Raw genomic sequence first — 23,590 nt, 5'->3', positions numbered from 1 at the left:
CGCCGCGGGCGCCCTGTTCTGGGCCCCCGACGGCTGGGCGACGGCGGCGGCGCAGCGCCCGCTGGGCGCCGCCGTGCTGGTGCTCGCCGAGGCCGCCGCCCTGGCGGCCATCTCCCCCGAGTTCGATCGCGCCTGGCTGATTCCCCTGCGGCGCCTGAGGATCGCCGTGTTCAAACCGCTGGACGGTTCCGCGGGCGACACGCCCCTGGAGGCCAGCGTCAACCGCCTCCAGTTCAACGACGTGTACCGGCACGTGGCACCGCTGCTGCGCACCGACGTCCGCGAGACCTGGGACGACGGCGACTGGCGGTTCATCTGCTACGGCGCCAACGTGGACGGTCGCGTCGCCACCGCGGTGTTCGCGGTGTCCCTGGGCCGCGGGCTCACCGTCAAGGTGGCGTTCGTGGACGACAAGACGGGCCAGACCCTGCTGCGCTACGACGCCCCGCCGCCCGAGGACCAGCGCCCCGAATGGGCGCTACCCCGGCAACGTGAAGCGGTCGCCGGGTAGCGCGTCGACCAGCCCGTCGCTGATCAGGCCCGCCAGGGCCTCCTCGCGGCGGGCCGGCTCGTGCCACACCCCGTCGATGGCGACCCGCGGCACGGGCGCGGTGGAGTCGCGCAACAGCGCCATGATCTGCCCCCGGACGTACCTGGTGGTGCCGTGGTACCGCTGCGGCTTGCGGCTCGGAGCGTCGGGAAGCTTTGCCCCCGAGGCGAGGAAACCGCATTCGCTCGCCAGTGGACACTCCCCGCAGCGGGGTGCCCGCGCCGTGCACAGCAGCGCGCCGAGCTCCATCAGCGCCACGGACAGGTCGGCGGCGGCCCCGGAGTCGACGGGCAGGAGCTCCTCGGCGGCGCGCAGATCCGCCGCTGTGGTGGCCATCCCCGCGTCGGGTCTGGCCTGCGCGAACCGCGCCACCACCCGCCGCACATTGGTGTCCACCACGGGATGCCGCCGGCGGTAGGCGAACACGGACACCGCCCGCGCGGTATAGGTCCCGATGCCGGGCAACGCCTCCAGCGCCGCCACGTCCGACGGCACCTCGCCGCCGTGCCGCTCCACGATCGCGGCGGCGCACTCGTGCAGCCGCAGCGCCCGCCGCGGATACCCGAGCCTCCCCCAGGCCCGCAACACATCCGCGGTCGAGGCGGCGGCGAACGCGGTCGCGTCGGGCCAGCGCCCCATCCACTCGGTCCAGATCGGGGCCACCCTGCCCACCGGGGTCTGCTGCGACATCACCTCGCTGACCAGCACCCCCCACGCGGTGGTGCCCGATCGGCGCCACGGGAGGTCCCGTCCGTTGTCGGCGAACCAGTCGCCCAGGGTCGAAGCCAGCCAGTCGTTCATCGCGAAGAATGATGCCACGCGGCTCAGCGCGGCCACCAGCTGTCCTTGAGGGACAACAGGACGGCCGCGGCCACCGCCAACAGCAGCAGCGACAGCCCGTAGGCCATCGCGGGGTCGGTGTCGAGCGCCTGGTAGATCGCCAGGGGCGCGGTCTGGGTGACGCCCGGCAGCGAACCCGCGAACGTCAGCGTGGCGCCAAACTCCCCCAGCGCACGCGCGAAGGCCAGCGTGGCGCCCGCGACCACGCCGGGGGCCGCCAGCGGAAACGTGATGTAGCGAAAGATCTGGAAGCGCCCCGCGCCCTGGATGGTCGCGGACTCGGCGTACACGGGGTCGATGCCATGCAGCGCCCCCTCGATGGCCAGCACGCAAAACGGAAGGGCCACAAAGGTTTGCGCCACCACGACGGCCGCGGTGGTGAAGGGCAGCGCGACCCCGAACAACTCGTACACCGGCGCCCCCGCCACCCCCCGCCGCCCGTACGCCGCCAACAACGCCACCCCGCCCACCACGGGCGGTGCGATCAGCGGCATCGTCACGATGGTGCGCAGCACGCGGCGGGTGCGGGGCCGACAATGCACCAGCACCCAGGCCAGCGGCGTCCCCAACAGCAGGCACAGCAGGGTCGAGGCGCACGCCGTGCCCACCGACAACGACAGCACCTGGATGGTGGACGACGCGGTCATGATCGTCCACAACCGCGCCCACGGCACCCTGGTCAGCAGCGCCACCAACGGGACCACCAGGAAGCCCAGCCCCACAAACGCGGGAATGCCGAGCCCCAGCGGCACCCGCCGCCTATGCATCAGTGAAACCCGCGTCCTTCAGGGCCTTTTGGCCCCGCGGGCCCGTGACGAAGTCCACCCAGGCCTTGGCGTTGGGGGAGGCGTCCTTGACCACCGCGATCTGGTACTTGGTGGTGGTCGCGTGCGGGATGTCGATGGACTTGACCTCCTTGGTCACGTCGGTGACGTAGACGACGCCGACGTCCACCTCGCCCGAGGCCACCTTTGACAGCACCGATCGGACGTTCTCCTCCTCGGTGTCGGGCTTGACCGTCACGCCCGCCGCCTTCGCGGTGTCGCGGGCGACGACGCCGCAGGGCACCTTGGGGGCGCACAGGGCGACGCGGAGCTTGTCACGCCCCAGATCCTTGATGCCGGTGACCTTGCCCGGATTGTCGGGCGGGACCACCAGGACGGGGCGGTTGCGCGTGAAGACCTGGGGCTTGCCGTCGGTCATGTGGGCGCCGGTGACGGTCTTCATGGTGTCGGGGCTGGCCGTGGCGATCACGTCGGCGGGGGCGCCCTCGATGACCTGCTGGGCCAGAGTCGGGCTGCCGCCGAAGGAGTTCTTCACGGTCACGCCGTCGTGGTCCGCCTCGAAGTCCTTGGCCAGGTGGCCGAAGACGTCGGTCAGGGACGACGCGGCCAACACCGTGATGCGATCGGTGTCCTGGCCGCACGCGGTCAACGTCCCCGCGCCGAGCAACACCACGCTCAAGACTAGAAGTTTGCGCATGACGGTTAGCATTCCATCGGGCACCGACGGCCCGCAAGCATCGCCTCGCACCTGTGTGCACGGCAGCGGTGACAAATCTGTGCAAGAACCGTGCAATGCCGCGTCACCATGGTTTTCACACCCCCACCCGTGAACCGGCGAGAGAGGACGCTTCATCATGGGACACACAGGATTGCGACCAGCACCCTCGCGCGGTCAGGCCGAAGACACGGTTAGCGGCTTCCGCGCGAGCGACCCCCGCGCCATCGTCACCGTCACCGTCGACCAGGCGGGCCAGCTGTCGAACCTCGACATCCGCCCCGACGCGTACGAGGTCTACGGCCCGGCCGAATTGTCCACTGTCATCACCCAAACCCACGAAGCCGCCGTCGCGCGCCTGCGCGAGGAGACCGTCGAGCAGTTCTTCGACCTGTGCGGCGTCACGCTTCCCACGGCGGAGGTGGCCAACGGCCGCACCCGCCTGCACGACCTGGCTTACAAGCTCGCCAGCCGCAAGCGTCTCTGACCACCCCGGACGTGGAGCGGCGCCCATCGGGGGTCCGCGTCCATAACGGGGAAAACGGACGTTCCAGCGCTCCGCCGTCTCGGCGGGGCGCTTTTGCTCGCGCCGCTACGGGTTCGCCTCGGGGACGACGACACAAGGGCGCCCCGCCGAGATCGGCGGGGCGCCCTTGACGTGGCTTGCTGTCTTACTTCAGGGAGACGGTGGCGCCGGCGGCCTCGAGGGCCTCCTTGGCCTTGTCGGCGTCTTCCTTCTTGGCCTTCTCCACGACGGCCTTCGGCGCACCCTCGACGAGCTCCTTGGCCTCCTTGAGGCCCAGGCTGGTGAGCGCGCGCACCTCCTTGATGACCTGGATCTTCTTGTCGCCGGCGGCCTCGAGGACGACGTCGAACTCGTCCTTCTCCTCGACGGCGGCACCGGCGTCGCCGGTCACACCGGCGGCGGCGACCGCGACCGGCGCGGCGGCGGTGACGTCGAAGGTCTCTTCGAACTGCTTCACGAACTCGGACAGCTCCAGGAGGGTCATCTCCTTGAAGACGTCGAGCAGTTCGTCGTTGCTGAGCTTAGCCATGGTGGGTTTCCTTTCGTTCAATATTTACGTCTATTAGGGACGGACGGTGGCTTACTCGCCCGCGGCTTCCTTCTTGTCCCGCAGCGCGGCGGACATCCGAGCCACCTGCGAGGCGGGCGCGGCGAACAGTCCGGCGGCCTTCGACATGCCGCCCTTGAGCGCACCGGCCAGCTTGGCCAGCAGCACCTCGCGGGAGTCCAGGTCGGCGATCTTGGAGATCTCGGCGGCGGAGACGGGCAGTCCGTCCATGACGCCGCCCTTGATCACCAGGGCTTCGTTGTCCTTGGCGAAGTCGCGCAGCGCCTTGGCGGCGTCGACGATCTCACCGGTGACGAAGGTCAGGGCGGTCGGTCCCGAGAAGTACTCGTCCAGGTCGGTCAGACCGGCGTCGGACGCGGCCCGCTTGGCGAGCGTGTTCTTGGCGACCCGGTACGAGGCCCCTTCGCCCAGCGCCCGGCGCAGTTCCTTCAGTTGCGGCACCGACAATCCGCGGTACTCGGTGAGCACCGTGGCGTTGGAGGCGCGGAACTTTTCGGTCAGCTCGGTCACCGCGGCGATCTTGTCGGCGGGAATCACTCGTTCAGCCATGTCCCTCCTTCCTAAGGCTTCGGGAAAACCGTGGAAGGAGCCGAAACAACAAATCGCCCCGGGCGCGGGCAGCGCACGAGGCGAGCAATTCACCATGACTGGTGGCTCGTTCTCTTCGCTCCCTACGCGGGTCGTGCCTGTCGTTATCGGCACCTTGGTCCGTGGCGGGGGAACCGGCACGGAAACCGACGGTCTTCGGGTTATCGGAAAACTTGGCAAGCTTAACAGGCGCCCTGGTCACCCCCAACACCGAGGGGCTATGGCGGACACGACAACGGCGCCCGCGAAAGCACGGGCGCCATTGTCGAAAAGCCTTACACCGCGGAGGTCTCGCGAATCTGCGACGGGTCGACCGGGATGCCCGGGCCCATCGTGGTGGAGACGGTGACCTTCTTGACGTACTTGCCCTTGGAGGACGACGGCTTGAGTCGCTGCACTTCCTCGGCGACGGCCGCGTAGTTGTCGGCCAGCTGCTCGGCGGTGAAGCCCGCCTTGCCGATGATGGTGTGCAGGTTGGCGTGCTTGTCGATCCGGAAGGAGATCTTGCCGCCCTTGATGTCGGCGACGGCCTTCGCCACGTCCATGGTGACGGTGCCCGTCTTCGGGTTCGGCATCAGTCCGCGCGGGCCCAGGATTCGCGCGATCCGGCCGATCTTGGCCATCTGGTCGGGGGTGGCGATGGCGGCGTCGAAGTCGAGCCAGCCGTCCTGGATCTTCTTCACCAGGTCGTCGGAGCCGACCTCGTCGGCGCCCGCCTCGGTGGCCTCGTCGGCCTTCTCGCCGGCGGCGAACACGATCACGCGGACGGTCTTGCCGGTGCCGTGGGGCAGGCTGACCGTGCCGCGCACCATCTGGTCGGCCTGGCGTGGGTCGACGCCCAGCCGCATCACGACCTCGACGGTGGAGTCGAACTTGACCTTGCCGGTCTCCTTGGCGAGGGTGACGGCCTCCAGCGGGCCGTACAGCCTGGCCCGGTCGACCAGCGCCTCGGACTTGCGATAGTTCTTGCTGCGCTTCATTTTCGCATCCTTTTAATCTACTGTGGATGTTGTGGTCTGGGTTGTGCGCGCACACCCCGCCACGATGGAGTTCTTAACCGTCGACCGTGATGCCCATCGACCGGGCGGTGCCGGCGATGATCTTGCTGGCGGCGTCGAGGTCGTTGGCGTTGAGGTCGGCCATCTTCTTCTCGGCGATCTCGCGCACCTGCGCGCCGGTGACCTTGCCGACCTTCTCGCGGTGCGGCTCACCGGAACCCTTGTCCACGCCGGCCGCCTTCAGCAGCAGCTTGGCCGCCGGAGGGGTCTTGAGGACGAAGGTGAACGAGCGGTCCTCGTACACGCTGATCTCGGCCGGCACGATCTCGCCGCGCTGGCCTTCGGTCGCGGCGTTGTACGCCTTGCAGAACTCCATGATGTTCACGCCGTGCTGACCGAGCGCGGGACCCACCGGCGGGGCCGGGGTGGCCTGGCCCGCGGTCAGCTCCAGCTTGAACGTCACCTGGATCTTCTTTTTCGGAGCCATTCTTCTTCCTGGGCTTGTCTAGTTCATGACACCGGCGCGCGAGCCTGCCGCGCGCCGGACAACTGGTCGAGTCTATCCGCTGGTCACCCGGCGCCCTGCGGCGCGGTGGCGAGACGGCGGTTACAGGGTCGAGACCTGGTTGAAGTTCAGTTCCACCGGGGTCTCGCGGCCGAAGATCGACACCAGCACCTTGAGCTTCTGCTGGTCGGCGTTGATCTCGGAGATGGTGGCCGGCAGCGACGCGAAGGCGCCGTCGATCACGGTGACCGAGTCGCCGACGGCGAAGTCCAGCTTGACCTCGGGCTTGGCGGTGGCGCCTCCCTCGGAGCCCGCGTCCGCGCCGGAGCCCGCGGCGGCGGCCTCCTCCTGCTCGATCGCGGGGGTCAGCCACTTCAGGACGTCGTCCAGCATCAGGGGCGTCGGGCGGTCGGTCTGGTTGGTGGCGCCGACGAAGCCGGTGACGCCGGGCGTGTTGCGCACGACCGAGTACGACTCCGGCGTCAGCTCCATGCGGACCAGCACGTAGCTGGGGAAGACCTTCGCCTGCACCTTGGAGCGCTTGCCGTTCTTGACCTCCACCTGCATCTGGGTGGGAACCTCGATCTGGAAGATGTAGTCCTCCATGTCGAAGCTGGCGATGCGCCCCTCGAGGTTGCTCTTGACGCGGTTCTCGAAGCCCTGGTAGGAGTGCACGACGTACCACTCGCCGGGCGCGAAACGCAGCGCCTGGCGGAGCTCTTCCACCGGGTCGACCTTTTCCTCCTCTTCCACAACCGCGGCGTCGGTGACATCGACGTCCTCGGTGGTGGTCGGAGTCGCGGTCTCGTCGTTTTCGGACACGCTCAAGGCTCACATTCTCTTTGGTGCGATTGGTGCCAGGCCACGTGCCTGGTCGGGATGCTGTGCAATGCGAGTTTACCGGGTGACTTACAGCACCCGGTCAGTTGGCCGCGCTTTAGCGGTATGTGGTCGGCGACGCCGCGGTCGGCGGGGGCTATTTGCTCTTGCCGCCGTTACCGAAGATCCATCCGACGCCCTTGGCGAAGGCGACGTCGAGGCCGCCGACGATGGCGATCATGATCGCGACGAACACCAGCACCACGGCGGTGTAGGTCAGCAGCTGCTTGCGGGTCGGGTAGACGACCTTGCGCAGTTGCTCGATGACCTCGCGCAGGAAGGTGCCCAGCCCGCGGCGCTTGGCCTTGGCGGGCTTCTTGTCGGCCTTGTCGCTCTTGGAGTCGGCCTTGTCGGCCTTCTTCTCCGTCTTGACGGCCTTGGACGACTTCTCGGCGGCCTTGCCCTCGGACTTGTCGTCCTTCTTGGCGTCGTCGGCCTTGCCACCCTTGCGATCGGCCTTGGCCTTGCCCTTGGGCTTGGCGTCGTCGTCGCGCTTGGAGGACTTGCCGGGGCGCTTCTCGGCGTCCTCGGCGCGGCTGTCGTCGTCGGCCACGTCGGCTGTCCTCCATGGGTGGGGTTTGGGTCGATTGTCCTGCGCGTGTGATCTGCCATTGGTGGCAGCGGGCACAGCATACCCCAGCCCTCGAACGGCTACCAGATCGGCGGCACGGGCGGCCGCGGGCGGAGCGTCGATCGCCACGTCGGGCGGGCGCGCGGCCCCGTGACGCCGCCCACGACGGCGGCGAGCATGCGTCGATTATGGAAAATTCGCCCAAGCTTCGACGTATCGATACATAGCTCTATTGACTTTCCTGATTACGCCTGGCGATCATTGAGTTATCCCCTTCACCACCCCAAAGGAGCACTCCACAATGTCCAGGCGATTTCTTCGTGTGGCTACATCCGGTATGGCGGCAACGGTTCTCACCCTGACGGTCGGCGGTATCGTGCTCGGCGTCACCGCCGGCCCCGCGCAGGCCAGTACCTGTTCCCAGGCCAATCTGCCGCTGCCGGATTCTTCCTGCACCCCGGGGACGTACAACCCCGATGTCACGCAATCCACTATCGACACCACCATCTGTGTCTCGGGGTGGACCTCCACCATTCGCCCCCCGACCTCCTACACCAACCCGCTCAAGGTGCAGGGAATCGCCGACTACGGCTACTCCGACACCGACCTCGCCGACTACGAGGAGGACCACCTCATTCCCCTCGAGCTCGGCGGGGCGCCGCGCGATCCCGAAAACCTCTGGCCGGAACCCCATTACGGCTCGCCCACCGCATACACAAAGGACGGCGTCGAGACGAAGCTGAAGAACGCCGTGTGCGACGGCCGGGTCACCCTGTCGGCCGCGCGCACCGCCATCCAGACCGACTGGACCACCGCGCTGGAGGTCACCGGCATCGGCTGAGCGCGTTGACAACGCGAACCGGGCCAATCATCGAGACCGCGAACTGAGCGGGCCCGTTCGGGCCGTCACTCCTGCCGGGTGGCGGCCCGTCGTCGCGCGGGCAGCAGGCCCACCAGCAGCAGCGTCGCCAGGTCGAGGGCGGCGACGATGCCGAGGACCAGTTCGGCGGCGGCCAGGTGGGAGCCGACGGTCGGTCGGCCGACGCGGGCGAAGAAGACGGTGCCGAGGGCGGCCACGCCGATGGCGCCGGCGAACTGCTGGACGGCGTTGAGCAGGCCCGCGCCGGTCCCGACCTCGGCGGCCGTGGCGTCGCCGATGATGAAGTCGACCAGCGGGACGAACACCAGACCCGAGCCGAAGCCGGTGACGAGCAGGGCGGGCGCCAGGGTCGCGGTGGTGAGGTCGGCGCCGAAGTGGGCGACGGTCCACCACACCGCGGCGGTGCCGACGACGGCGATGCCGAGTCCCAGGTGGAGGGTGGCGCGGCCGAGCTTGTCGGCCAGCACGGCGCCGGCCAGCAGCACGGCCGCGGAGGTGCCCAGCGCCCAGGGGATCAGGGCCAGGCCGGTGTGCAGCGGCGTCCACCGCAATCCCTGTTGCAGCAACAGGTTCATGATGAGGACGAAGCCGCCCAGCGCCGAGTAGAACCCGGCGACGATCACCAGGCCGACGACGAAGCTGCGCTTGCGGAACAGGCTCGGCGCGATGACGGGGTGCGGGCTGCGGCGCTGCGAGACGGCGAACAGTCCCAACAGGACGATCGCGGCGGCCATGGCGGCCCAGGTCCAGGCGGGCCAGCCGAGGTCGCGGCCCTGGATGAGCGGGACGATGAGCAGCGCCGAGGCGGCGGTGAGCAGGCCGACGCCGGTGAGGTCGAGGCGGGCGGCGCGGTCCTCGCCGCCGTCGCGGGGCAGCACGCGCCAGGCCAGCGCGGCGGCGGCGACGCCCAGCGGCACGTTGATCAGGAAGATGGAGCGCCACTGGCTGCCGAACAGGTCGAGGTGGAGCAGCCATCCGGCCAGGATCGGCCCGGCGACCGTGGCCAGGCCCATGATCGGGCCCATCGGGGCCAGCGCCTTGCGCAGCCGGTCCGGCGGGAACACGACCTTCACCAGGGCCAGGCCCTGCGGGATCATCACCGATCCGAACAGCCCCTGGAGGGTGCGGGCGACGATGAGGAAGGCCGGGTTCGGGGCGAGGCCGCAGGCCAGCGAGGTCAGGGTGAAGCCGGTCATGCCGAGCAGGAAGAGCCGGCGGCGCCCCAGCAGGTCGCCGAGGCGGCCCGAGGTGACCAGGCCGAGCGCGAAGGCGGCGGTGTAGGCGCTCAGGACCCATTGGATGGTCTGCGGCCCGCCGCCGAGGTCGGCGCGGATCGACGGCCCGGCGAGGTTGGCGATGCTGGAGTCGACGAGGTCCATCAGGTCGGCGCCGACCACGACGACGAGGACCAGGCGGGCCAGCCGCGGCGGCAGCGTGGTGGTGGTTTCGGGGGAACGTGTCAGAGTCACGAACACTGTTCTACTCTCGAACGGTGTTCCTGTCAACACGAACGCTGTTTTTCGTTAGCTAGAACACCGTTCGTCGGTTCGTTAGACTGCCCGCATGTCACCGACTCCCCAGCAACGACGAGCCGAACGCCACCGGCTCGGCTCGGGCGCGAAACCCGCCGCGAACCGGCGGGGGCCGTCCGGCGGACGCAAGCGGCCGATCACCGTCGACGCCATCGTCGACACCGCGTTCGCGATCGTGGAGAACGAGGGATACGAGGCGCTGACCATGCGGCGGGTGGCCACCGCGCTGGAGACCGGTCCGTCCTCGCTGTACGCGCACGTCGTCAACAAGCAGGACCTCGACGAGCTGCTCATCGGACGGCTGTGCGCCGAGATCGAGCTGCCCGAGCCCGACCCGGCGAACTGGCGCGGCCAGATCATCGACGTGTGCGCGCAGCTGCGCGACCAGTACCTGCGTTACCCGGGCATCTCCCGGGCCGCCTTCGCCGCCGGTCTGTCCAATCTCGACACCCTGCGGCTCACCGAGGGAATGCTCGCGGTCCTCCTGGCCGGGGGCGTCGCGCCGCAGGACGCCGCCTGGGCCATCGACTCGCTGTCGTTGTACGTCAACGCCTACAGCCTCGAGGCGTCCCTGGCGCGGCGGCGGGCCGCCGGCGACGCCGACGACGCGTGGGTGGTGAGCCGCGACGAGCTGATGCGCCGCTTCGCCGCGCTGCCCGACGGCTACCCGCAGACCAGGCGCTACGCCGCCGAGATCACCGCCGGCGGCGGGCACGACCGCTTCGACTTCACCCTCGGCGTGATGCTGGACGGGCTGGCGGCTAGGTCGCGACCTTGACCGCGGCGGTCAGCACCAGCTGCGCCAGGGCGACGGGCACCAGCACCTTCCAGCACAGCTGCTGGATCTGGTCCACCCGCAGCCGCGGATAGGCCACCCGCACCCAGATCACCACAAAGGACACCGCGCCGACCTTCAGCAGCGTCCACAGCCAGCCCAGCTGGTCGTTGGCGAAGGGGCCGTGCCAGCCGCCCAGGAACAGCACGGTGGTGAGCGCGGCGATGACGACGATGCCGACGTACTCGGCCAGCAGGAAGAAAGCGAACCGCAGCCCGGTGTACTCGGTCATGTAGCCGAAGACCAGCTCGGTGTCGGCGATCGGGGCGTCGAAGGGCGGGCGGCGGATCTCGGCCAGGCCCGCCACGAAGAACACGATCCCCGCCGGGGCCTGCCACAGCAGCCACCAGGGGCTCCAGGCATCCACGATGTCGACAAGGGACAGCGATCCCGCGGCCATGGCGACGCTGGCGGCGGCCAGCACGAACGGCAGCTCGTAGCCCAGCAGCTGGGCGGCGGCGCGCAGCGCCCCGATCAGCGTGTACTTGTTGGCGCTGGCCCAGCCCGCCATCAGAACCGCCACGATGCCGACGCCCACGACCGCCAACACCAGGAACAGGCCGATGTCCAGGGGCTGGGCCACCAGGTCGCCGGGGCCCAGCGGTATCACCAGCAGCGTCACCAGGTACGGCAGCAGGGCCACCAGCGGCGCCAGCTTGAACACCGGCGCGTCCGCCTCGCGGGGCGTCACCTGTTCCTTCTGGACGAACTTGACGCCGTCGGCGATCAGCTGCGCCCAGCCGTGGAAGGCCCCGGCGTACATCGGGCCGAGGCGGCCCTGCATGTGCGCCATCACCTTGTGCTCGGTCTGACCGACGATCAGCGGCAGCGTGAGGAAGGCGACCACCACCGCGACCAGGCGGATGGCGAGGTCAAGCCAGACGGGCACGGCTCAGGCTCCGTCCTGTTCGGATGGTCCCCATTCGCCGGCGGCGGGCACGCCGGGCGGGCGCATGGGCTGGCGCTTGCGGGGGCCGCCGTGGTCGCCGCCCGGCTCCTTCTCGCCGGGCCAGGGCTTGGCGACCCGCGACGCCAGCACGAAGTCCTTGCGCAGCGGGTGGCCGGAGAACTCCGGGGCCAGCAGCAGCGGCGCCAGGTGGGGGTGGCCGGGAAAGTCGAGGCCGAACATCTCGTGGGTCTCGCGCTCGTGCCAGGCCGCGCCGGGGTAGACATCGACAATGGACGCCAGGAGGCCGTCGGTCGCCAGGGTGCGCAACAACAGCCCGCGCTTGTCCGCCAGCGACCACAGGTGCGCCACGATCCGCATGCCGTCGTCGCCCTCGTCCACCGCCGACAACCAGTCGAAGAAGTCGCAGCCCAGCCGGTCGCGGGCGGCGGTGACGGCGGAGCGCCACTCGCCGGGCGCCACGTCGGCCACGGGGCGCGACTCGGCCATGGTCACCTCGACGCCGAGCGCGTCGGCCACCTCATCACTCCACATCGGATTGTCCCTGGGGCGGGGTCACCAGCGGGGCGCGCAGCGACGCGGCGTCGCGTTTCACGCCACCGATTCCCGACGCCTCGCCCGCGATCTTCTCCTGGAGCCGCAGGATGCCGTGCAACAGCGCCTCCGGCCGCGGCGGGCAGCCCGGCACGTACACGTCCACCGGGATGATCTGGTCGACGCCCTTGGTGACCGAATACGAGTCCCAATATGGACCGCCGCAGTTGCTGCACGCCCCAAAGGAAATCACGTACTTCGGCTCGGGCATCTGGTCGTACAGCCGCTTGATCGCCGGCGCCATCTTGTCGGTCACCGTCCCCGACACCACCATGAGGTCCGCCTGGCGCGGGCCGTGCGCGAACGGGATCACGCCGAGCCGAATGAAGTCGTGGCGCCCCATCGAGGTGGCGATGAACTCGATCGCGCAGCAGGCCAGCCCGAAGTTGAACACCCACAGCGAATACTTCCGCCCCCAGTTGAGGATGAAGCGGATCGGCTCGCCGAGCACCCCGCCGATGCCGCGCCTCGACGGCATCCCGAGCTCTACGCCCACGTCAGCACCCCCTTGCGCCACGCGTACGCCAGACCCAGCGCCAGCACCGCGACGAACACCCCCATCTCGACCACGCTGGTCAACCCGTAACCCGGGCGGTCGAACACCACGGCCCACGGGAACACGAACACGCTCTCCACCGCGAACAGCGCGTACAGGAACGCGTAGACGTAGTAGCGGATCTGCATCTGGGCCCAGTCGCCGCCGACGGGATCGAGTCCACATTCGTACGTGGTCGACTTGGCCTCGGTGGGGTCGGTGGTGCGCAGCAGACGGCTCGCGGTGAACGCGGCGACGAACACCAACACGCCCAACACCAGTAGCAGGCCCAGTGTGCTGTACGAGGCGAGATAGCCGGTGCTCATGCGCATCAGCCTAGCGGTTTGGCGCCGACGTCAGTGCGCCGCCAATCGTTACAGGATGGTCCAGGTGTCGGGGCCCTGCAACAATTTCTCGAGTTCGCGCTCGGGCTCACCGACCCCCTCCTTCGCGGCGGCGACCTGGTGGCGCACCACCGAGTCGTAGGTGTCGCGCTGGACCGAACGCAGCACCCCGATCGGGGTGTGGTCGAGGTTCGTGCCCGACAGCCGCGACAGCGCGAAGGCGTAGGCCGGGTCGGTCACCGTCTGGTCGTGCACCACGATGTCCGATTCGGACACCTTCGCGGTCTCGGCCACCTCGATGCCCCAGCCCGCGCGCACCACGCAGTGCTTCCCTTCGGGCCCAAAGACGATCGGCTTGCCGTGCTCCAGGCGGATCAGGGACTCGTCGCGGGTGTCCGGGTTCTTCAGCACCTCGAAGGCGTCGTCGTTGAAGATCGGGCAGTTCTGGTAGATCTCGACGAAGGCGCTGCCCTCATGCTCGGCGGCGGCGCGCAGCACCTCCTGGAGGTGCTTGCGGTCGGAGTCCAGGGTACGGGCCACAAAGGACGCCTCGGCGCCCAGCGCCAGCGACAGCGGGTTGAACGGGGCGTCCGCCGAACCCATCGGCGTGGACTTGGTGACCTTGCCGACCTCCGACGTCGGCGAGTACTGGCCCTTGGTGAGCCCGTAGATCCGGTTGTTGAACAGCAGGATCTTGAAGTTCACGTTGCGGCGCAGCGCGTGGATCAGGTGGTTGCCCCCGATGGACAACGCGTCGCCGTCGCCGGTGACCACCCACACCGACAGGTCGGGCCGCGTGGTGGCCAGGCCGGTGGCGATGGCCGGGGCGCGGCCGTGGATCGAGTGCATCCCGTAGGTGTTGAGGTAGTACGGGAAGCGCGAGGAGCAGCCGATACCCGACACGAACGCGATCTTCTCGCGCTCCAGGCCCAGGCTCGGCAGGAAGGACTGCACGGCGGCCAGCACGGCGTAGTCGCCGCAGCCGGGGCACCAGCGCACCTCCTGGTCGCTCTTGAAGTCCTTGGGCTTCAAGGTGAGCGCGACGGGTTCAGACATTCTTGACGACCTCCTCGAGCATCGATTCCAGCTCGTGTGACGTGAAGGGAAGGCCCCGCACCTGGTTGTAGGGAACGACATCGGCGCCGAACTTGGCGCGCAGCAGCATCGACAGCTGCCCGAGGTTCATCTCCGGGACGACCACCTTGTCGTAGCGACCCAGCACCTCGGCCAGGTTGGCGGGCATCGGGTTGAGGTGGCGCAGGTGGGCCTGGGCGATGTGGACGCCGCGGCCGCGCAGCGCCCGGCAGGCGGCGCCGATCGGGCCCCAGGTCGATCCCCAGCCCAGCACCAGCACCCGCGCGTTGCCGTCGGGGTCCTCGACCTCCACGTCCGGCACGTCGATGCCGGCGATCCGGGCGGCCCGGGTGCGCACCATCAGGTCGTGATTGGACGGATCGTAGGAGATGTTCCCGGTGCCGTCCTGCTTCTCCAGGCCGCCGATGCGGTGCTGGAGGCCGGGGGTGCCGGGCACCGCCCACGGGCGCGCCAGGGTCTTCGGGTCGCGCTTGTACGGCCAGAACGCCTCGGTGCCGTCGTCGTTGGTGTGGTTGGGCGCGGTGGCGAACTCGACACCCAGGTCCGGCAGCTCGCTCACGTCGGGCAGCGACCAGGGCTCGGAACCGTTGGCCAGGTAGCCATCGGACAGCAGCATCACCGGGGTGCGGTACGTCAGGGCGATCCGGGCGGCCTCGATCGCGGCGTGGAAGCAGTCCGACGGCGACTTCGGCGCGATCACCGCGACCGGCGCCTCGCCGTGGCGCCCGTACAGCGCCATCAACAGGTCGGCCTGCTCGGTCTTGGTGGGCATGCCCGTGGACGGGCCCGCCCGCTGGACGTCCACGATCACCAGCGGCAGCTCCAGGGCCACCGCCAGCGACACCGTCTCCGACTTCAGCGCCACGCCGGGCCCGGAGCTGGTGGTCACCGCCAGCGCGCCACCGTAGGCGGCGCCCAGGGCGACGCCCGCGGCGGCGATCTCGTCCTCGGCCTGCACCGTGGTGACGCCCAGCCGCTTGTGCTTGCTGAGCTCGTGCAGGATGTCCGAGGCGGGCGTGATCGGGTACGCCCCAACGAAAACCGGCAGCCTCGAGCGAACCCCGGCGGCCACGATCCCGTAGGCCAGGGCCAGGTTTCCGGTGATGTTGCGGTAGGTGCCGGCGGGCAGCGCGGCCGGCGGCACCTCGAAGCGCACCGCGAAGGTCTCGGTGGTCTCGCCGTAGGCGTGTCCGGCGCGCAGCGCGGCGACGTTGGCGGCGGCCAGTTCGGGGCGGGCGGCGAACTTGCGCTCGATGAACTTCTCGGTGGTGTCGGTGGGACGGGAATACAGCCACGACACCAAACCGAGGGCGAACATGTTCTTGGCCCGGGCGGCCTCGTTCTTGCCGATGTCGAAGTCGGACAGCGCCTCGATCGTGAGGTGGGTCAGCGCCACCGCCTGCACCTGGTACGACTCCAGCGAGCCGTCCTCCAGCGGGTTGGAGACGTAGCCGACCTTCTTGAGGTTGCGGGGCGTGAACTCGTCGGAGTTGACGACGATGGTGGCCCCGCGCGGCAGGTCACCCACGTTGGCCTTGAGCGCCGCCGGGTTCATCGCCACCAGGACGCCGGGCGCGTCGCCGGGGGTGAGGATGTCGGTGTCGGCGAAGTGGATCTGGAAGCTGGAGACGCCGGGCAGGGTGCCCGCGGGCGCCCGAATCTCGGCGGGGAAGTTCGGCAGGGTGGAGAGGTCATTGCCGAGCCGGGCGGTCTCGGCGGTGAACCGATCGCCGGTGAGTTGCATGCCGTCTCCGGAGTCCCCCGCGAAACGGATCACGACCCGGTCCAATTGCCGGACGGTATTCACCTTTGAAGCACACTCCTAGCGCGACGCGAGGCTCCGCCGAGCCTTGCCATGGGACACCTTTCTTACCCTCGCGATCGTACGTCGATGGCGGGGGGACCTTCGCATGTGCGACGGGCGACACAAAGTGTCCTGCCGATGATGTCGACGCGCTGTCCGGCAGCCGACTAATCGACTGTGGACACACGCCGCGACCCGACCTCGTCGTTGGAGGTCGTCGAGGCCGGGTCATCCGGTTTTGTCGAGGTTTCGCCGTCCCCCGGGGGTGTGGTCTCGGGGTCGGAGCCGGGGTCGGTCGGGTCGGTCGACGGGTTGTCGCCGCTGCCGGGCACGAACTTGCCGTCCCGGTAGACGAAGGACTGCGGGCCCTGGCGCTCGGTCAGCGACGCGTCGATGTCGAGGGTCACCGTGTCGCCCTTGGCCTTCACCACGGTGATGGCCGGGCCGGGCTTGTCGGCGGCGAACACGAAGCCGATCGAGTCGAAGGCCTTGGAGGTCTGGGACAGCGCGATCACGCCGGGTGTGTCGCCGCAGGCGACGGGCACGATGGCATCCTGGCTGCCGTCACCGTCCACATCGGCGAAATGCGCCTCGCTGCCGTGCGGCAGCAGCGTCCAGTCGCCCGGATCCTGGGTGGGCACGGCCGAGTCGGTCGACTCGTCCGGCTTGCCGGTGGGCAGGTCGGAGGGGTCGGAGGTGTCGTCCGTCGGGAACTTGTAGGTACCGGCCGGGCAGCGCGAGTCCAGGCCGGTGAAAGCCGGAAGCGTGATCAGCATGGTGTGCAGGTCGGACTCGGACGAGGAACCGCCGTTGGACGATCCGTCGCCGTGGGACCCGTCGCCCTTGCCGGTGTCGGAGCTGTGGTGGCCGGAGCCCTTGGCGTCGGGGCCGGTGTTGCCCGGGTCGACGACGGTCTGGGCCACGGCGACGCCGGCCGCCATCAGGCCGGTGCAGGCCAGGGCGGCCACCGACACGGTCAGGGCGCGCTTGCGGGATCGGCTGCCCGACGCCTTGGCCATCAGGGCCGTGGTGGAGGGGGCCGAGAAGTTCTCGGGGGCGCTGGCGCGGTAGGACGCGAACGCCGCGGCGACGATGTCGTCCTCGGTCGCGCCGTCACGAGCGCGCGGGACACGGGGTTCAGCCACGTGGGGTCACCTCCCCGGATCGACGAAATTCACCGGTGGCTTCGAATTCGTTGAGGTAGCGCGCCAGCTCGGCCCGGCCGCGGTGCAGCCAGGACTTCACGGTGCCTTCCTTGGCGCCGGTCTGCGTGGCGATGTCGGACACCGACATGTCCCCCAGATAGTGCAGCACCACGGCGCGGCGTTGCTTCTCGGGGACCTTGCGCAGCGCCTCCACCAGGGCGACGTGGTCGGGGCTCATCCCCGGGTGGGGCTCGGGCGGGGAGGAACGCTGCAGGAAGCGGCGGGCCACGGCGTTGCGGCGGTGCCGGCTGGTGGCCAGGTTCCAGGCCACGCGGCGCACCCACGCCAGCGGGTCGTCGTAGCCGCCGATGGTGTCCCAGCGCTGCCAGGCCCGCAGAAACGCCTCCTGGACCAGGTCCTGGGCCTCGGCGGAGTCCGATGTGTACGCATACACCTGGGCAGCCAGCTCCGAGAATCGCGACTCATAGAGCGCGATGAACTCGCTTTCTGACCGCACGCGCACTCCGTCACGTTCCGAGACTTCCAGGTCACCGCGCTCCGTTTCACGCACGGCGATAAGCGCCATCTTTCCGGTTGGCCGGTTCATGCCCTGACCCGGGGGGTGGCCGATGCCGAGCGGCCGAGCGCCGAGCGCCATCGAGCTCGCCATCGATTACTCCTCACAGTGTGCCTAACGCGCCTTCCTCGCAATGGACACGCCCCCGCCGAGCGACGGGTTGCATCCGTGGGGCGATCATTGCCCGCGCCACGCGGCGAGATCCACGTGATTTACCCAACTGCCGGTGTGGCGCGACGCGCCCGCGAACGCCCCTGCCGTCATCGAGCGATCGAGAATACGTCAACATGTACTTTCCTGAGCGAGGGCGACCTCGCGAAACCGAGTACACATGGACGAGCATGACTTACCCACAGCAGCCGGGCTACGGCCAGCCCAACTACGGGCAGCAGGGCTACGGCCAACAGCAGCCGGGTTATGGCCAGCAGCCCGGGTACGACCAGACCAACTACGGCCAGCAGGGCTACTCGTCGCCGGACTACGGGCAGCCCCCGCAGCAGCCGGGCGGCGGCGGACAGGCGTGGATCACGGTCGACGCGCAGTTCTTCGTCCTGAACTGGATTCTGTTCTTCTTCAAGCCGAAGATCTTCATCGACGGGCAGCTGATGCCCAACACCGAGTGGAAGCCCAACACCTTCCCGGTGGTCCCCGGGGTGCACCACGTCAAGGTCGTCTCGCCGTATCTGTGGGAGTTCGGGCCCGCGGAAATGCAGGTCAACGTGTCCCCGGGGCAGAATCTGCCGCTGGAGTACAAGAGCCCGCTGTTCGCGCTGTTCGTGCCGGGCTCGCTGGGCCCGCCGCCGCAGAAGTACAACGGCCTCGGCGTGATGATCGGCCTGCTGGCGGCGCCGCTGGTGCTGCTGGTTCTCATCTGCTGCATCGCGCTCATCGCCAGCAGTTAGCGGACGAATAGTCCTATTTGCGGCTTTCGCGGCTTTCCTTGGGGGACAAGGAAAGCCGCGTTTGGCGTTTGCGGTGAAGATCTGGCACGATGTCGCCGATGAGACACATCCTCAAAATCGCCGTCACCGCCGTGGCGTTGTGGGTCACCACCCTGCTGTTCCATGACATCCAGGTCAACGCCGACACCACCGCGGGCAAGATCGGCACCATCGTGCTGATCGCCCTGATCTTCGGCCTGGTCAACGCGATCATCAAACCGATCGTCAAGGGCATCCTGAAGGTCGGGTGCGTCTACTACCTCTCGCTGGGTCTGCTGGGTCTGGTCCTCAACGCGGTGCTGTTCCTGTTGGTGCTGTTCGTCGCCGACAAGCTGAACATCCCGTTCGCCATCAAGGGCGACGGCCTGCACCAGTTCTGGATCGCGTTCCTGGCCGCCATCGTCATCACCGTCGTGAGCTGGGTTCTGCACCTGGTCATCCCCGACAAGTACGATGAGAAGCAGAAGAACTGACCGTCACCGCCCGATGACTCCGCGGTGATCGCGAAGCATCGAGACCGCGAGTTAACCAATACGTCATCTAAGGTCCGCCGGATGCTTCCCGGCGGACCTTAGCGTCCTGGTCAGAAATCGCAGTTCTCTTCTGACCAGGAGCGATGAACGTGAAGTCTTCCCGCCGTTTGTTGCCGTTGCTGAACACCGGCAAGCGGCACGGCAACCGCAGCTATATGACCTGTCGCTACAAGTGCGGAAACGCCTGCGACCACCCCGTGGAAAACCCCTCCGACAACACGTACTTCGGCGACCTCGTCGCCTCCCGCCGCGGGCTGCTGCGCGCCGGCGGCGTCGGCGCGCTGGTGATCGGCGCGGGTGTCGCCGGGGTCGCCACCGCCCAGACCGCCCTCGCCGACGGCACCCACCATCACGGACACCGGCCCTCGGGCGAGCTGTCGTTCACGCCCGTCACGCCCAACAACGACGACAAGGTGACGGTTCCGCACGGGTACAAGCAGTCCGTCGTCATCGAGTGGGGCACCCCGCTGCTGCCCGGCGTCCCCGACTTCGACATCGACAAGCAGACCGCCAAGGCGCAACGGGGCCAGTTCGGTTACAACAACGACTACGTGGGCCTGATCCCGCTGGACCACTCCGGACACCGGGCGCTCATGGTCGTCAACCACGAGTACACCGACGAAGTCCTGATGTTCCGCGACTACACCGACGGCGACCACGCCACCATCGAGCAGCTCGAGATCGCGATGGCCGCGCACGGCATGACCGTCGTGGAGGTGGTGCGCGACAAGCACAGCGGGCAATGGCGCACCATCATGGACGCCAAGAGGCGCTTCAGCGGGCACAACCGCCGCGTCCACCTGCGCACCGAGTTCGCCTTCACGGGCCCCGCCAAGGGCGACAAGCTGCTGGTCACCGAGGCCGACCCGCACGGCACCACCCCGATCGGCACCATGAACAACTGCTCGGGCGGCCTCACCCCGTGGGGCACCGTGCTGTCGGGCGAGGAGAACATCGACCAGTACTTCACCGGCGGCGACGGGGTTCCCGAGGACCAGAAGCCGTTCCTGTCGCGCTACGGCATCGACGTCAAGGAACACCACAAGCCCGAGAACCGCCGCTTCGACCGCGCCGACGAGCGCTTCGACCTGACCAAGCACAACAACGAGGCCAACCGCTTCGGCTGGGTCATCGAGGTCGACCCGCAGGACCCGCACTCCACGCCGCGCAAGCACACCGCGCTGGGGCGCTTCAAGCACGAATCGGCCAACCCGATCATCGCCGACAACGGACACGCCGTCGTCTACATGGGAGACGACACCGCGTTCGAGTACATCTACAAGTTCGTCAGCGACCGCAAGTACCGCGAGGGCGACCGCAGGCACAACCTGCGGCTGCTGGAGTCGGGGACGCTGTACGTGTCGAAGCTGTCGTTCACGTCCGCCGACGAGATCGACGGCTCGGGCAAGCTGCCGTCCGACGGCGAGTTCAACGGCAAGGGCGAGTGGATTCCGCTGGTGCGGGGCGACGAGTCGCTCGTGGACGGCATGAGCGTCGCCGAGGTGCTGGTGCACACCCGCTTCGCCGCGGACAAGGTGGGCGCCACCAAGATGGACCGTCCCGAGGACATCGAGCCCAACAAGGTGACGGGCAAGATCTACGCCGCCCTCACCAACAACGTCACCCGAGGCACCAGCGGCTTCGCCGCCGACGAGGCCAACCCGCGCAACACCAACAAGAGCGGCCACGTCATCGAGATCACCGAGCGCGGCGGCGACCACTGTTCCACCAGGTTCGGCTGGGACCTGCTGCTGGTGTGCGGCGACCCCGACGACGCCTCGACGTTCTTCGCGGGCTTCGACAAGTCCAAGGTCTCGCCGATCTCGTGCCCCGACAACGTCGCCTTCGACTCCAGCGGCAAGAACCTGTGGATCTCCACCGACGGCGCGCCCGAGGTGATCGGCTCCAACGACGCCATGCACGTCGTCCCGCTGTCGGGCCCCGAGCGCGGCTACCTCCGCCAGTTCCTCAGCCTCCCCGTGGGCGCCGAGACCTGCGGACCCTTCGTCGCGGAGGACAACAAGACCGTCTTCGCCGCGGTGCAGCACCCCGGCGAGGTCGACGGCGCCACGGTAGACAAGCCCGCCTCTCGTTGGCCCCACGGCGATTACGGCAAGCCCGCCGTGATCTGCGTGTGGCGCCCCGACGGCGAGGACGTGGGCAAGTAATCCACCATATTGGAGGGTAGGGTCGGGCCAGTTCGCGCTGGCCCGACCCGTTTGTGCGTAGTGGATACGATGGCACCGTGACCGAGCCAGACTCCGAATTCGCGGCGCCCGAGGGACCGATCGCCGATACACGGCCATCGAAGCGCCCCGACACGGTGACGGCGGCGAGCTGGATGCTGCTGGTCGTGGCGATCGTCAGCGCTGTGGTGTTGGGCCTGTTCGCCGTCAGGGCCATCAGGGATCTGCTGCACGAGCGCTACTCCGTCTACGCTCTCAGGCTTCCCCCTGACGCCGTCGTCAACCTACTGTGGATGCTCGGCCTGCTGACGGTCAGCATCCTGGCGATCCCCTTGATCCGTCGAGGGCACAGGGGCATCCGACTCCTGACACTGGCGTACCTCGGTGGCAGCGCCCTGAAGGTGGCCCACGACGCGATCTATGCCGTGGCTCGACTTCCATTTGGCCACAGCTCCGCGAATCCCTCGTCCCGTGTGGACCTCGCGGGAACGGGGCTGCAAGCGCTCGCGGTGGCGTTCCTCGTGGCGACCATCGGCCTGCTGGTTGGGCCCACGGCCTCAGGCTGGTTTCACCGCAGCGATCGTCCACGTTGGTCTTCGTCGAGCACCAGCCCGCGCCGACCTGGTAGCGCGACGGCAGCATGGTTCCTGTCGGTGGTCATCCTATTGACGAACGGCGGTTTCGAGGTTTGGTGGGCGATCCGCAGGGTCCAGCACATCCCGAGCTACCGCCCTCAAGCCCTGGGACTCATCGCTCCCGCCTTGGTCAGTTCGGGCATCATTCTGCTGATCTTCGCCGTCGCCTGTGTGCTGCTCCTCTTCGGCAACGACATCGCACGCTACTGCGCCGTGGCTTTCGGGGGATACTTCGTGTTCTTCGGGGTCCTCAATCTGGTCACCTTGTTGGATGTCGCCGTCAAGTACCACATCACGCTGACCTTCGCCGGTGTGCTGATCTGCCTGGTGTACACCGCCCTCGGCGTCCTCGGCGCCATCGCCGCCGTCCTGCTGTCGCGCCCCGCCGCCGCGCACTGGTTCCACTCGCGACGCTTCCCGACACCCGAAGGCGCGGCGACATAGCCGCATCGGCGGGCGGTTCCCAGTAAGGTGGCGCCCATGTCCGACACCCCGCCCCACCCGCCATCCGAACCGATGTCGGGGTTCACGGTCGATCCGCGCGCGCTGCCTCCCGCCTCCGCCCGCCCCGCCACGGTGACCGCCGCCAGCTGGATGCTGCTCGCCGCGATGGTCCTGGCCCTCGCCGTCGCCGTGTTCACGTTCATCAACATGGCGAACCAGCTCAGCTCGGGTTCGTACGCGGTCACGCCGACCGTGCTCGCCCCGCTGTTCGCCATCGCCTCGGTCGTCCTCATGCCGTTCATCCGCGGCGGCTTCGACGGCGCCCGCGTCACCGCCTTCGCGCTGTTCGGCGCGCTCACCATGTACGGCCTGCTGACGGCGGTGCGAACCATCCTGGCCGCCGTCGTCTACGACGGCCCGTACGAGTCCCCGTTGGACGGCGGCACCATCATCGCCACGCTCATCCCGTTGGTGCTGGGGGCCTTCGGCGCCGTCACCATGGCACTCCTCATGGGCACCAAGGCATCCGTGTGGTTCCATGAGCGGCGCGCCTCGCGCCGTCCCCGGGCGTCCGCCCCGCCGTACCAGCGGCCGGCCACCTCCATCGTCGTGGCGGTCCTGCTGGGAACCCTGGTGCTCACGACGATCCTCTACTTCGTGGTCGCCGTGGTCCTGGCGGCACCGGGGAGCCGCATGAGCTACCTCCTCCCCACCGGGGTCGCCGACCTGATCACGATCGTCGTCGTGACGGCCGCCGCCGTCATGGTCGGCATCGGCAGCGACGTCGGCCGCCATGTCGGCGTCGGTCTGGGCGGCTTCTTCATCGGATCCACGATCTTCACGTTCATCAGCTTCGTCTACGTCGCGCTGCGCTTTCCCGAGTACGTCAACATGTACCAGCTCATCTCCCTGTCGATCTCCGTCGTCCAGGGCGTCATCGGCGTCGGCGTGATCCTGATGCTGTCGGGGCGCACCACCGCCGACTGGTACCACCATCGCCGCGTGGGCGTCCCCGCACCGCCTCCGCCCCAACAGTTGTCGACACCGCCGACTGGCCCGAACCGCATACCCTAGGGCC

26 protein-coding genes and 1 pseudogene are annotated in these 23,590 nt (G+C 68.6%); 9 read left to right on the top strand and 18 right to left on the bottom strand.

Annotated elements, in window-relative coordinates:
- Nucleotides 1-511: pseudogene (locus VE172_RS17665) on the top strand (hypothetical protein); the annotation flags it as partial.
- Here VE172_RS17665 and VE172_RS17660 read toward each other — a convergent pair.
- The 3 genes from VE172_RS17660 to modA are packed head-to-tail and all read right to left on the bottom strand — an operon-like array spanning nucleotide 479 to nucleotide 2,872.
- Nucleotides 479-1,351, bottom strand: a complete 873-nt coding sequence (locus VE172_RS17660; protein ID WP_324803268.1) for an HhH-GPD family protein — start codon at nucleotides 1,349-1,351, stop codon at nucleotides 479-481. The pseudogene VE172_RS17665 and the gene VE172_RS17660 sit on opposite strands and share 33 nt — an antisense overlap.
- Nucleotides 1,352-1,374: 23 nt before the next feature.
- Entirely contained in the window at nucleotides 1,375-2,157 is a 783-nt protein-coding gene (locus VE172_RS17655) for an ABC transporter permease (protein WP_324803267.1), read from the bottom strand.
- On the bottom strand, nucleotides 2,150-2,872 hold the full coding sequence (gene modA / locus VE172_RS17650; protein ID WP_324803266.1) for a molybdate ABC transporter substrate-binding protein: 723 nt from the start codon (nucleotides 2,870-2,872) through the stop codon (nucleotides 2,150-2,152). The genes VE172_RS17655 and modA overlap by 8 nt, the downstream gene beginning before the upstream one ends.
- Before the next feature lie 157 nt (nucleotides 2,873-3,029).
- Here modA and VE172_RS17645 point away from each other — a divergent pair, with 157 nt between their 5' ends.
- Nucleotides 3,030-3,377, top strand: a complete 348-nt coding sequence (locus VE172_RS17645; protein ID WP_324803265.1) for a hypothetical protein — start codon at nucleotides 3,030-3,032, stop codon at nucleotides 3,375-3,377.
- Between the two features lie 184 nt (nucleotides 3,378-3,561).
- Here VE172_RS17645 and rplL read toward each other — a convergent pair whose 3' ends face one another.
- The 6 genes from rplL to secE form a co-directional block, all read right to left on the bottom strand.
- On the bottom strand, nucleotides 3,562-3,945 hold the full coding sequence (rplL, locus tag VE172_RS17640; RefSeq protein WP_324803264.1) for a 50S ribosomal protein L7/L12: 384 nt from the start codon (nucleotides 3,943-3,945) through the stop codon (nucleotides 3,562-3,564).
- A gap of 51 nt (nucleotides 3,946-3,996) precedes the next feature.
- Nucleotides 3,997-4,533: a 50S ribosomal protein L10 gene (gene rplJ / locus VE172_RS17635; protein ID WP_349258436.1), complete on the bottom strand. Its 537-nt coding sequence runs from the start codon at nucleotides 4,531-4,533 to the stop codon at nucleotides 3,997-3,999.
- Nucleotides 4,534-4,847: 314 nt separating this feature from the next.
- Complete coding sequence (gene rplA, locus VE172_RS17630) at nucleotides 4,848-5,552, bottom strand: 50S ribosomal protein L1 (protein ID WP_324803263.1); 705 nt, start codon at nucleotides 5,550-5,552, stop codon at nucleotides 4,848-4,850.
- Nucleotides 5,553-5,625: 73 nt separating this feature from the next.
- Nucleotides 5,626-6,057: a 50S ribosomal protein L11 gene (rplK, locus tag VE172_RS17625; RefSeq protein ID WP_324803262.1), complete on the bottom strand. Its 432-nt coding sequence runs from the start codon at nucleotides 6,055-6,057 to the stop codon at nucleotides 5,626-5,628.
- 120 nt (nucleotides 6,058-6,177) lie between these two features.
- Nucleotides 6,178-6,897 carry a transcription termination/antitermination protein NusG gene (gene nusG / locus VE172_RS17620; protein ID WP_324803270.1) on the bottom strand — a complete coding sequence of 240 codons (720 nt, stop codon included), beginning with the start codon at nucleotides 6,895-6,897 and terminating at the stop codon, nucleotides 6,178-6,180.
- A gap of 154 nt (nucleotides 6,898-7,051) precedes the next feature.
- A complete protein-coding gene (gene secE, locus VE172_RS17615) occupies nucleotides 7,052-7,507 on the bottom strand; it encodes a preprotein translocase subunit SecE (RefSeq protein WP_324803261.1) in 456 nt (151 codons plus the stop codon).
- Nucleotides 7,508-7,847: 340 nt separating this feature from the next.
- Here secE and VE172_RS17610 point away from each other — a divergent pair, with 340 nt between their 5' ends.
- Complete coding sequence (locus VE172_RS17610) at nucleotides 7,848-8,366, top strand: hypothetical protein (RefSeq protein ID WP_324803260.1); 519 nt, start codon at nucleotides 7,848-7,850, stop codon at nucleotides 8,364-8,366.
- Between the two features lie 65 nt (nucleotides 8,367-8,431).
- Here VE172_RS17610 and VE172_RS17605 read toward each other — a convergent pair whose 3' ends face one another.
- Entirely contained in the window at nucleotides 8,432-9,874 is a 1,443-nt protein-coding gene (locus VE172_RS17605) for a DHA2 family efflux MFS transporter permease subunit (protein ID WP_324803259.1), read from the bottom strand.
- Nucleotides 9,875-9,968: 94 nt separating this feature from the next.
- On the opposite strand from VE172_RS17605, the gene VE172_RS17600 reads away from it, so the two are divergent.
- A complete protein-coding gene (locus VE172_RS17600; RefSeq protein ID WP_324803257.1) occupies nucleotides 9,969-10,715 on the top strand; it encodes a TetR/AcrR family transcriptional regulator in 747 nt (248 codons plus the stop codon).
- Here the strand turns inward: VE172_RS17600 and nuoH are convergent.
- The 8 genes from nuoH to VE172_RS17560 all read right to left on the bottom strand — a co-directional run bounded on the left by nuoH (nucleotide 10,699) and on the right by VE172_RS17560 (nucleotide 17,713).
- Entirely contained in the window at nucleotides 10,699-11,661 is a 963-nt protein-coding gene (nuoH, locus tag VE172_RS17595; protein WP_324803256.1) for an NADH-quinone oxidoreductase subunit NuoH, read from the bottom strand. The two genes, VE172_RS17600 and nuoH, sit on opposite strands and share 17 nt — an antisense overlap.
- A gap of 3 nt (nucleotides 11,662-11,664) precedes the next feature.
- Nucleotides 11,665-12,213: an NADH-quinone oxidoreductase subunit C gene (locus VE172_RS17590; RefSeq protein WP_324803255.1), complete on the bottom strand. Its 549-nt coding sequence runs from the start codon at nucleotides 12,211-12,213 to the stop codon at nucleotides 11,665-11,667.
- The gene (locus tag VE172_RS17585) at nucleotides 12,203-12,751 is read right to left on the bottom strand and encodes an NADH-quinone oxidoreductase subunit B (protein ID WP_349258438.1); all 549 of its coding nucleotides are present in this window, start codon (nucleotides 12,749-12,751) and stop codon (nucleotides 12,203-12,205) included. The genes VE172_RS17590 and VE172_RS17585 overlap by 11 nt, the downstream gene beginning before the upstream one ends.
- 8 nt (nucleotides 12,752-12,759) lie before the next feature.
- Entirely contained in the window at nucleotides 12,760-13,134 is a 375-nt protein-coding gene (locus VE172_RS17580; RefSeq protein ID WP_324803253.1) for an NADH-quinone oxidoreductase subunit A, read from the bottom strand.
- Between the two features lie 48 nt (nucleotides 13,135-13,182).
- Nucleotides 13,183-14,208 (bottom strand): 2-oxoacid:ferredoxin oxidoreductase subunit beta, encoded by a 1,026-nt coding sequence (locus tag VE172_RS17575; protein ID WP_324803252.1) that lies wholly within the window; start codon nucleotides 14,206-14,208, stop codon nucleotides 13,183-13,185.
- A complete protein-coding gene (locus VE172_RS17570; RefSeq protein ID WP_324803251.1) occupies nucleotides 14,201-16,054 on the bottom strand; it encodes a 2-oxoacid:acceptor oxidoreductase subunit alpha in 1,854 nt (617 codons plus the stop codon). Before VE172_RS17570 ends, VE172_RS17575 begins: the two co-directional genes overlap by 8 nt.
- A 164-nt stretch (nucleotides 16,055-16,218) precedes the next feature.
- Entirely contained in the window at nucleotides 16,219-17,196 is a 978-nt protein-coding gene (locus VE172_RS17565) for a hypothetical protein (RefSeq protein WP_324803250.1), read from the bottom strand.
- On the bottom strand, nucleotides 17,189-17,713 hold the full coding sequence (locus VE172_RS17560) for an RNA polymerase sigma factor (RefSeq protein WP_324803249.1): 525 nt from the start codon (nucleotides 17,711-17,713) through the stop codon (nucleotides 17,189-17,191). Before VE172_RS17560 ends, VE172_RS17565 begins: the two co-directional genes overlap by 8 nt.
- A gap of 401 nt (nucleotides 17,714-18,114) precedes the next feature.
- Here VE172_RS17560 and VE172_RS17555 point away from each other — a divergent pair, with 401 nt between their 5' ends.
- From VE172_RS17555 to VE172_RS17535, 5 genes are all read left to right on the top strand, one after another.
- Nucleotides 18,115-18,675, top strand: coding sequence for a hypothetical protein (locus tag VE172_RS17555; RefSeq protein ID WP_324803248.1), 561 nt, complete (start codon nucleotides 18,115-18,117; stop codon nucleotides 18,673-18,675).
- A gap of 98 nt (nucleotides 18,676-18,773) precedes the next feature.
- Complete coding sequence (locus VE172_RS17550; protein ID WP_324803247.1) at nucleotides 18,774-19,187, top strand: phage holin family protein; 414 nt, start codon at nucleotides 18,774-18,776, stop codon at nucleotides 19,185-19,187.
- 149 nt (nucleotides 19,188-19,336) lie between these two features.
- Nucleotides 19,337-21,415 (top strand): PhoX family protein, encoded by a 2,079-nt coding sequence (locus tag VE172_RS17545; protein WP_324803246.1) that lies wholly within the window; start codon nucleotides 19,337-19,339, stop codon nucleotides 21,413-21,415.
- A 77-nt stretch (nucleotides 21,416-21,492) separates the two neighbouring features.
- Nucleotides 21,493-22,512 carry a hypothetical protein gene (locus VE172_RS17540; RefSeq protein ID WP_324803245.1) on the top strand — a complete coding sequence of 340 codons (1,020 nt, stop codon included), beginning with the start codon at nucleotides 21,493-21,495 and terminating at the stop codon, nucleotides 22,510-22,512.
- A 36-nt stretch (nucleotides 22,513-22,548) separates the two neighbouring features.
- Complete coding sequence (locus VE172_RS17535; RefSeq protein WP_324803244.1) at nucleotides 22,549-23,586, top strand: hypothetical protein; 1,038 nt, start codon at nucleotides 22,549-22,551, stop codon at nucleotides 23,584-23,586.
- Nucleotides 23,587-23,590: the final 4 nt, after the last annotated feature.

Origin of the sequence: Stackebrandtia sp. (genome assembly GCF_035643755.1) — a bacterium.
Classification (GTDB): domain Bacteria; phylum Actinomycetota; class Actinomycetes; order Mycobacteriales; family Micromonosporaceae; genus Stackebrandtia.
This window is presented reverse-complemented; position numbering and strand designations above follow the sequence as displayed.